Source organism: Psychroserpens damuponensis, assembly GCF_000826655.1.
GTDB classification, from domain to species: Bacteria; Bacteroidota; Bacteroidia; order Flavobacteriales; family Flavobacteriaceae; genus Psychroserpens; species Psychroserpens damuponensis.
This window is the reverse complement of sequence record NZ_JXJO01000074.1, coordinates 1-8,527: the sequence shown is the minus strand read 5'-3', so window position 1 is coordinate 8,527 and position 8,527 is coordinate 1. Positions and strand designations below refer to the sequence as shown.

Below are 8,527 nucleotides of genomic sequence, written 5' to 3'. Positions count from 1 at the left end.
GTTCCATCTTCATTAATGGCATTTTTGTAATACACATTACCTCTAACGTAGTTGAAATCATTAAATTCATCATCAACTATTGGTCTATAAACATCATAAACCCATTCAGCAACATTACCAGCCATATCATAGATACCATAATCGTTAGGTTCGTATGACATTACTTGAGCTGTAATATCGGCACCATCATCAGACCATCCAGCAATTCCACCGTAATCACCTTTACCTTGTTTAAAGTTGGCAAGTTGATCACCTTTAGTTTTACGTTTTCCAGATCTAGTATATTGACCATCCCAAGGATATTTTTTACGTCCTCTATATACGTTAAAGCTTCTTAGTTCACTCATTCCAAGTGCAGCATATTCCCATTCCTAGATTTTTCTGGATTGATGATAGAATCATTACCTCCATAAGTTGAAGTTGGCGTAGCAATATAGGTGTCTACATTGAAATTACTATCTGCAGAAGATGTTAAATGCGTATCTCTTTCTAGATAACCTGCTTCCTGTAATTTCATTTCTGCAACTCTGTCAGTTCTCCAACTTGCAAATTCTACAGCTTGAATCCAACTTACACCAACTACAGGATATTCACCATAACCTGGATGACGTAAATAGTTTTCGGTCATCATTTCAGCATAACCTAATCTATTTCTCCAAACTAAAGTGTCAGGAAGTGCTCCTTCATATATCAACCTATAGTTCTCTTCTTCAGGCGGGTAAGTTCTTTTTATCCAATCTAAGTATTCAGTATACATTACGTTGGTAACTTCACTTTCATCCATGTAAAATGATTGAATGTGTTGTTGATTTGGAGAGTTGTTCCAATCATGCATTACATCATCTTGTACTTTACCCATCGTAAAGGTTCCTCCTTCAACAAAAACCAATCCTGGAGCAGTTTCTTGTTCTTGGAATTTGTCATTATATTGGAAACCACCATTTTTATCATTGATTTTCCAACCTGTAGCTCTTGAAGTGTTATTAGAAGAGTTTCTACTACAGCTAACAATTGTTAAAGACACCATTAGGGCTAATAATATCCTCAAATTTAAGACGTTTTTCATATCCATACTTTTAAGTAAGCTAATTTAATTTTAGAGACGCAATATAGTAATTAAAGGTAAACTAACAATACTTTTTGCTAAAATCCTGTAAAAAAAACTGCATTTCATCCCTTTTTTTGTGCACAACAACGGATTTTTGATCAGTTTGTCGATGTATTTTGTCTTTAATAACGAACAATTAAATCAATTATTGTTGTAATTTTGAATAAAAAAATTCGCCTAAATAATATCACGATCATATAGACGTTATTGAAATATGAAAAAATATTTACTCTTACCGTTACTATTACTTGCATTTTTTAGTAATGCACAGCAAAAACAATTTAATATTAATTGGGAGTCTACTACAATCTTAGAAACTTCAAATTCTAAAATTGAAATCCCAAGCTTTAATAAAGACCATTTTGGTTTTTCACATAAAAAAGGAATTACTTTTTTTTCTATGTGGGAAGAGTCAGGATATATTAATGAAAGTTCTGTGGAGTTAAGTGCGGTATCATATAAAAATATTAGTACTTCAGAATTAAAAGATTTACCGTTATCAACAATTCCAAGTTCTCCAACATTAATCTTAAAAAATGCAATTGATAGAGATAATATATCTGCTTATTTTGAAATTACACCTATCATAAATGATAGAGGAGTCTATAAAAAAATTACATCATTTACAATTGATTATCAATATGGAGGCTCTTTAAATAGAACAAGTTTAAACAATCAAGAAGTTATAAGTTCGGTTTTAAGTACTGGCCAATGGCATCGTTTTTATGTTGAAAAGTCTGGAGTCTATATTTTAAGTAAAGGCTTTTTAAATTCAATTGGTGTAAATACTAATGTAGATCCAAGGTCGATAAAATTGTATGGTAATGGAGGCGCCATGTTGCCTCTGTCAAACAATGTTGAAGCACCCAATGATCTGCAAGAAAATGCTATTAGATTTATTGGAGAAAACGATGGCGTTTTTAATGATACTGATTATATTTTGTTTTATGCGGAAGGGACAAATGAGTACAATGAGGAAAGTGATACCAACGTAAATTTATATGCAGACAAATCGTATTATTATATTACAACTCAAGGTGACTTCGGAAAACGTATTACTACTTTATCAGAGCCAGAAGATGAACCTTCACTAGAAATATCAACATTTCAGGATTATCAATTTCACGAAGTTGATGAGAATAACTTAGGAAAAATTGGCCGTAGATGGTTTGGAGAGCGCTTTGATGTTGAAAACGAAAAAGAATTCAACTTTAATTTTCCAAATATCGTATCCTCAGAACCAGCAAAAATTAGAGTGCTAGCAGCAGGAGTAAGCGAATCAACTGCCAGTAATTTACAAGTCGTTATTAATGGTAGTTTGGTTGGTACGATTGGATTTTCTGTAATTGATGACCCTGTATTGGCTTCAGCAGGTTCATTTCAAAATGAAATAACGCTCCCTTCAGACGATGTAGATGTCACTTTAATCTATAATAACAATGGTAATCCTTCTACTTTTGGATATTTAGATTACATATCTATAGAAGCTACTAGAGACTTGATTTTTAATGGTACTCAGTTTTTGTTCAAAAATGATGACGTTGCATTAAGTTCAGGAGTTGTACAGTATACATTAGCAAATGCCAATAATGTACAAGAAGTCTGGGATATTACAGATAAATACAATGTACAGGCAGTAATAAATAGTGATCAAAATTCTAATTTGATATTTAAAGATATAGCTGGCTCAGAAAAAAAATATATAACCGTAACTAGTTTAAATTATTTCACACCTTTAAGAGATTCAAATACCAGTGTAAATAATCAAGATATAAAAGGAACAATCTTTACAAATAGTCAAGGAGAGTTCGAAGATGTAGATTATATTATTATCGCAAATAATAGTTATAGTACGCAAGCCGAAAGATTAGCCCAAATCAACAGAGATCAATACAATCTCAATGTTAAAGTCGTAACGCTTAATGAAATTTATCATGAGTTTGGTTCTGGGAAACAAGATGTAGCTGCCATTAGAAATATGGTTCAATACGTGTACCAGAATGCTAGTGAGCCAAGTGAACGATTAAAGTATTTGTGTTTGTTTGGAGATGCATCTTATGATTATAAAGATAGAATTTCTAATAATACTAATATAGTACCAACATGGAATTCAGTAGAAAGTTTTAGCCTCGTGTCTTCCTTTATTTCTGATGATTTCTACGGAATGATGGACGAAAATGAAGGAGATATGGAAGATGGTGCATTATTAGATATTGCAGTAGGAAGAGTATTGGCAGATACACCGCAACGAGCTATCGAATTAGTAGATAAAGTTGAAGGTTTTTACGGTGAAGAAGCATTTGGGAGTTGGAGAAATAATGTCGTTACAATAGCAGATGATGTAGATGAAGCATGGGAATTAATATTAGAAACAACTACAGATGAAATCGCCAATGAAATTACAACAGAAAAACCATTTATTAATGTTACTAAAATTTTAACAGATTCCTACCAACAACAATCCTCAGCAAGTGGAGAGCGATATCCGTCAGTGAATGAGGCTGTTAATAACGCTTTAGATGTTGGTGCAATTGTTGTGAATTATTTTGGGCATGGAGGAGAAGATGGTTTAGCATCTGAACGTATATTTACAAAAGTAGATGCTCAAGAAATTAGAAACCTATGTAAATTTAATCTCTTTATTACTGTGACATGTGAGTTTACTAAGTTTGATAATCCTCAAAGAGAAACAGCAGGTGAGTTTACCTATTGGAACAAAGAAGGAGGAGCAATAGGTTTAATTACAACAACACGACAAATTTTTGTAACCGTTGGAGTAACCGTAAATGAAGAGTTAGATGCGTATTTATTTAATTATGGGTCTAATGATTACCCATCAATGGCTGAAGCTTTAAGATTGACAAAAAATGATCCTTCTGTTATTGGGATTAATCAAAAGTCATTAGTATTTTATATTGGTGATCCTGCAATGAAATTACCAATAGCAAAGCCTGAAGTTCGATTAACAGCCGTTAATGATGTTCCGGTAGCACAACAAACAGAGCCATTAAAAGCTTTAGATAGAGTTAAAATGTCTGGTGAGGTCTATGACTCATCAGGAAATTTTTTATCAAACTATAATGGGATAGTTACTGCAACTGTTATGGATAAGGAAATTGATAGACAAACGCTAGGTAATAATGGAGTGTCAAGTGGTGGAGAATTAATTATTTTAGATTTCAAAACCTTAGGGGAAACCATGTTTAAAGGTCAAGCTACCGTGACAAATGGAGCGTTTGATTTTGAGTTTGTCGTGCCTCGTGATATCGGCATTCCTGTTGGTCAAGGAAAAGTTGGTTTCTATTCAAAACAGGATAATATTTTAGATGATAAATCTGGGTATAGTTTTGATATACAAGTTGGTGGGATTAATGAAAATGCTGAAGAAGATAATATTGGGCCAGTTATTGAACTATTTATGAATGATGAAAATTTTGTTTCTGGCGGAATAACAAATGAACAACCAGTACTTATTGCAAGGCTTCAAGATGATAATGGTATAAATACGGCTAGTGGAATTGGACACGATATCATAGCGCTAATTGATGGTGATGAAACCAACCCATTTATCTTAAATGATTATTATGAAGCTAATGTTGATGATTATAAAAACGGAAAATTAAGCTTTCCTTTTAGAGATTTAGAGCCAGGTTTACACACATTAACTTTCAAAGCTTGGGATGTGTATAATAATGCTTCTACCGCTCAACTTGAGTTTAATGTAAGAGATAAAGATGAAGAATTAGTTATTACTAATGTCTTAAATTATCCTAATCCATTTATCGATTACACAGAATTTTGGTTTAATCACAATAGTTCTGATGTTTTAGACGTTTCAGTACAGATATTCACTGTTTCAGGAAAATTAGTACGTACTTTAAATGGTCAAACATCAGGAGGAGGTAAAGTAACAAGCTCGCTTTCTAAAGATATTGTCTGGGATGGACGTGACGATTTTGGAGATAAAATTGGAAAAGGCGTCTACGTATATAAACTAAAAGTGAGATCAAATAGTTTAAATAAACAAGTTGAAAAAATCGAAAAACTTGTCATACTATAATAATAATTTATATTTGCCTAATATATTATAAGTAGCAATACCTTAATATAAACATGAATTTACATATGAAAAAGTACATTTTAGCCTTAGTTTCTCTTTTTGCAATTAATAATATTTATGCTCAAGAAGGAGAAACGATAACATATCCAAACCAATCTACAGTGATTACAACTGGTGTTCCATTTATGCTTATTGCACCTGATGCAAGATCAGCAGGTATGGGAGACATAGGTGTGGCAACTCCTGTAGATGCGTATTCTCAACAGTGGAATTCTGCTAAATACGCATTCTCTGAAGCAAAATCAGGTATTGCAGTAAGTTATACACCTTACTTAAGTAAATTAGTAAATGATATTTCAATAGCATATTTAACTTATTTTAATAGAATAGATGATAGAAGTGCCTTTGGTGTAAGTTTCAAATATTTTGGATTAGGTGAAATTGAAATTCGACCAGATGAATTTTCTGAACCACTCATAGAAAAACCCAATGAATTTACGGTAGATGCATCATATTCATTACGTTTAGCAGATCAATTTGCAATGTCTGTTGCGTTACGTTATTTACGTTCAGATTTAAGAATTCAAGCAGTAGATTCCAATGCAGGAGCAGCAGGTTCTTTTGGAGTTGATATTTCTGGTTTCTATCAGAGTGAAGAAGAAGCCTATGATAGTTTTAATGGTAGAACACGTTTAGGTTTTGCGATTCAAAACTTAGGTCCAAAAATTAAATATGATGATGGTGGTCGTGAAAACTTCTTGCCAACCAATTTGCGATTAGGTGGAGGATTTGATTTTATATTCGACGACTATAACAAATTATCAGTAACTGCTGAGGTAACTAAACTCTTAGTGCCAACACCTCCATTATATGGTTTTGTTGATACCAATGGTGATGGTCTACAAACAACAGATGACGCAACAACCGAAGATGTTAATGAAAATGAACCAACAATTATTACTGGAGGTCAAGACAATGATGTGAACTTCTTATCAGGTGTTTTTCAATCCTTTGGAGATGCTCCAGGTGGTTTTAGCGAAGAGCTAAAAGAATTTACTTGGGCATTAGGTGCAGAGTATTTGTACCAAGAATCATTTGCTTTTAGAGCAGGTTACTTTAACGAAAGTGATGAAAAAGGTGCTAGAAAGTTTTTTGCAATGGGAGCAGGATTTAAATACACAACTATAAATATTGACTTATCTTACTTATTTTCGGCTTCTAAAGTTCAAAGTCCGCTAGAAAATACATTACGTTTTTCTCTAACATTTAATTTTGGAGATGGAGAATATGATGAATATTAGTAGATAACATAATTCAACTTAAAAAAACTATTGTTCTAAAAGCAATAGTTTTTTTGTCTAAAACCGTTTTTGATGAAAGACATAAAAATAGAATCTACACTTACTGTTTATGAAGATTATAACGAGCTTCCTAAACCTGTTGCATCGTTAATGGATCAAGCAATAAATACGAGACTTAAAGCCTATGCTCCATATTCTGAGTTTTTAGTTGGAGCTGCTATTCTATTAGATAACGGAGAAATTATTACAGGTAATAACCAAGAAAATGCGTCTTATCCTTCAGGTTTATGTGCAGAGCGTACAGCAATTTATTACGCAGGAGCTAAGTATCCAGACGCTAATATTGTGATGATGGCATTAACTGCTGGCTCTCAAAACCAGCCAACAAATTCACCAATCCCACCATGTGGTGCATGTAGGCAAGCCATTTCAGAGTATGAAGTCAAACAAAATGATTCAATACAAATATATTTCATGGGAACTTCAGGTAAGGTTGTAAAATCAAACTCGCTGGCTAATTTACTGCCTTTAGGCTTCGATAGAAGTTTTCTATAACGATTTCGTAATAATTTTACGTTTTTCGGTTTTTTCATTCCTAACTAAAGTGTTACTTTTGTTAGTGACACTTTTTTGAATTCTATTTTTTTCAAAAAAAGGAGTTGAACTATTACCAATTTTAAATTGATAATCTACTAAATTGTATAACTACATTTAACGACGTTTTAAATAATGCAAAAAATCACAAAAGAAGTTTACCTTAAATGGTATGAGGACATGATGTTATGGAGAAAGTTTGAAGACAAACTAGCTGCAGTATACATCCAACAAAAAGTAAGAGGGTTTCTTCATTTATACAATGGTCAAGAAGCCGTTTTAGCAGGTGCACTTCATGCGATGGATTTAACCAAAGATAAAATGATTACTGCTTATAGAAATCACGTGCAACCAATAGGTATGGGAGTTGATCCTAAGCGTGTCATGGCAGAGTTGTATGGTAAAGCAACAGGTACCTCAAAAGGTTTAGGAGGCTCAATGCATATCTTTTCTAAGGAACACCGTTTTTATGGAGGTCACGGTATCGTTGGTGGTCAAATACCTTTAGGAGCAGGAATAGCTTTTGGTGATAAATATCATGATGTTGACGGTGTTACTATATGTTGTTTTGGAGATGGAGCAGCACGTCAAGGATCCCTACATGAAACGTTTAACTTAGCCATGCTTTGGAATTTACCTGTAGTCTTTGTTTGTGAAAATAATGGCTATGCAATGGGAACTTCTGTTGAACGTACTTCAAATCATACAGATGTTTGGAAACTTGGTTTAGGTTATGAAATGCCATGTGGACCAGTAGATGGTATGAACCCTATTAAAGTAGCTGAAGCTTTTGATGAAGCTATTACAAGAGCAAGATCTGGAGGAGGACCAACATTCTTAGAAGTAAAAACGTACCGTTATAGAGGGCATTCAATGAGTGATGCGCAACACTATAGAACTAAAGATGAAGTTGCAGAATACAAGAAAATTGACCCAATTACTCAAGTTAAGGATATTCTTTTAGAAAAGAATTATGCAACAGAAGCAGATATAAAAGTAATCGATAAACGTGTAAAAGCATTAGTTGCTGAGTGTGAAAAATTCGCTGAAGAATCTCCATATCCAGATAAAAATGTGATGTACGATGTCGTTTACGAACAAGAAGATTACCCATTTATAGACCACAAAATATAAGCTATGGCAGAAATAATTAACATGCCTCGTTTGAGCGATACGATGGAAGAAGGAACAGTTGCCGCTTGGTTGAAAAAAGTAGGTGACAAAGTAGAAGAAGGTGATATTCTAGCCGAAATAGAAACCGATAAGGCAACTATGGAGTTTGAATCCTTTAACGAAGGTACCTTACTACATATCGGTATTGAAGAAGGAGAAACCGCAAAGGTAGACACACTGTTAGCAATAATTGGAGAAGAAGGAGAGGATATTTCACAATATTTAAATGGAAATACTTCGGAAGCTAAAGCACAAAATAGCGATCAGTCCTCTTCCGAAGATAAAGAAGAA

Annotated in this window: 5 protein-coding genes and 1 pseudogene; 5 read left to right on the top strand and 1 reads right to left on the bottom strand. The window is 33.4% G+C overall.

The features are described 5' to 3' along the window. A pseudogene (locus TD29_RS17470) lies at positions 1-1,072 on the bottom strand (SUMF1/EgtB/PvdO family nonheme iron enzyme); the annotation flags it as partial. Between the two features lie 250 nt (positions 1,073-1,322). On the opposite strand from TD29_RS17470, the gene porU reads away from it, so the two are divergent. The 5 genes from porU to TD29_RS17445 all read left to right on the top strand — a co-directional run. Further along, positions 1,323-5,168 carry a type IX secretion system sortase PorU gene (gene porU, locus TD29_RS17465; RefSeq protein WP_040282826.1) on the top strand — a complete coding sequence of 1,282 codons (3,846 nt, stop codon included), beginning with the start codon at positions 1,323-1,325 and terminating at the stop codon, positions 5,166-5,168. Between the two features lie 65 nt (positions 5,169-5,233). Next, on the top strand, positions 5,234-6,469 hold the full coding sequence (porV, locus tag TD29_RS17460) for a type IX secretion system outer membrane channel protein PorV (RefSeq protein WP_040282825.1): 1,236 nt from the start codon (positions 5,234-5,236) through the stop codon (positions 6,467-6,469). A gap of 72 nt (positions 6,470-6,541) precedes the next feature. After that, the gene (cdd, locus tag TD29_RS17455) at positions 6,542-7,024 is read left to right on the top strand and encodes a cytidine deaminase (protein WP_040282824.1); all 483 of its coding nucleotides are present in this window, start codon (positions 6,542-6,544) and stop codon (positions 7,022-7,024) included. 174 nt (positions 7,025-7,198) lie between these two features. Further along, positions 7,199-8,197, top strand: a complete 999-nt coding sequence (gene pdhA / locus TD29_RS17450) for a pyruvate dehydrogenase (acetyl-transferring) E1 component subunit alpha (RefSeq protein WP_040282823.1) — start codon at positions 7,199-7,201, stop codon at positions 8,195-8,197. A gap of 3 nt (positions 8,198-8,200) precedes the next feature. Next, a partial coding sequence (locus TD29_RS17445; protein WP_040282822.1) for a biotin/lipoyl-containing protein occupies positions 8,201-8,527 on the top strand: 327 nt, incomplete at its 3' end.

What these genes read in the sequence shown, in the direction of transcription:
- porU (WP_040282826.1), top strand. Translation starts at nt 1,323, where the DNA reads ATGAAAAAATATTTACTCTTACCGTTACTATTACTTGCATTTTTTAGT.
- porV (WP_040282825.1), top strand. Translation starts at nt 5,234, where the DNA reads ATGAAAAAGTACATTTTAGCCTTAGTTTCTCTTTTTGCAATTAATAAT.
- cdd (WP_040282824.1), top strand. Translation starts at nt 6,542, where the DNA reads ATGAAAGACATAAAAATAGAATCTACACTTACTGTTTATGAAGATTAT.
- pdhA (WP_040282823.1), top strand. Translation starts at nt 7,199, where the DNA reads ATGCAAAAAATCACAAAAGAAGTTTACCTTAAATGGTATGAGGACATG.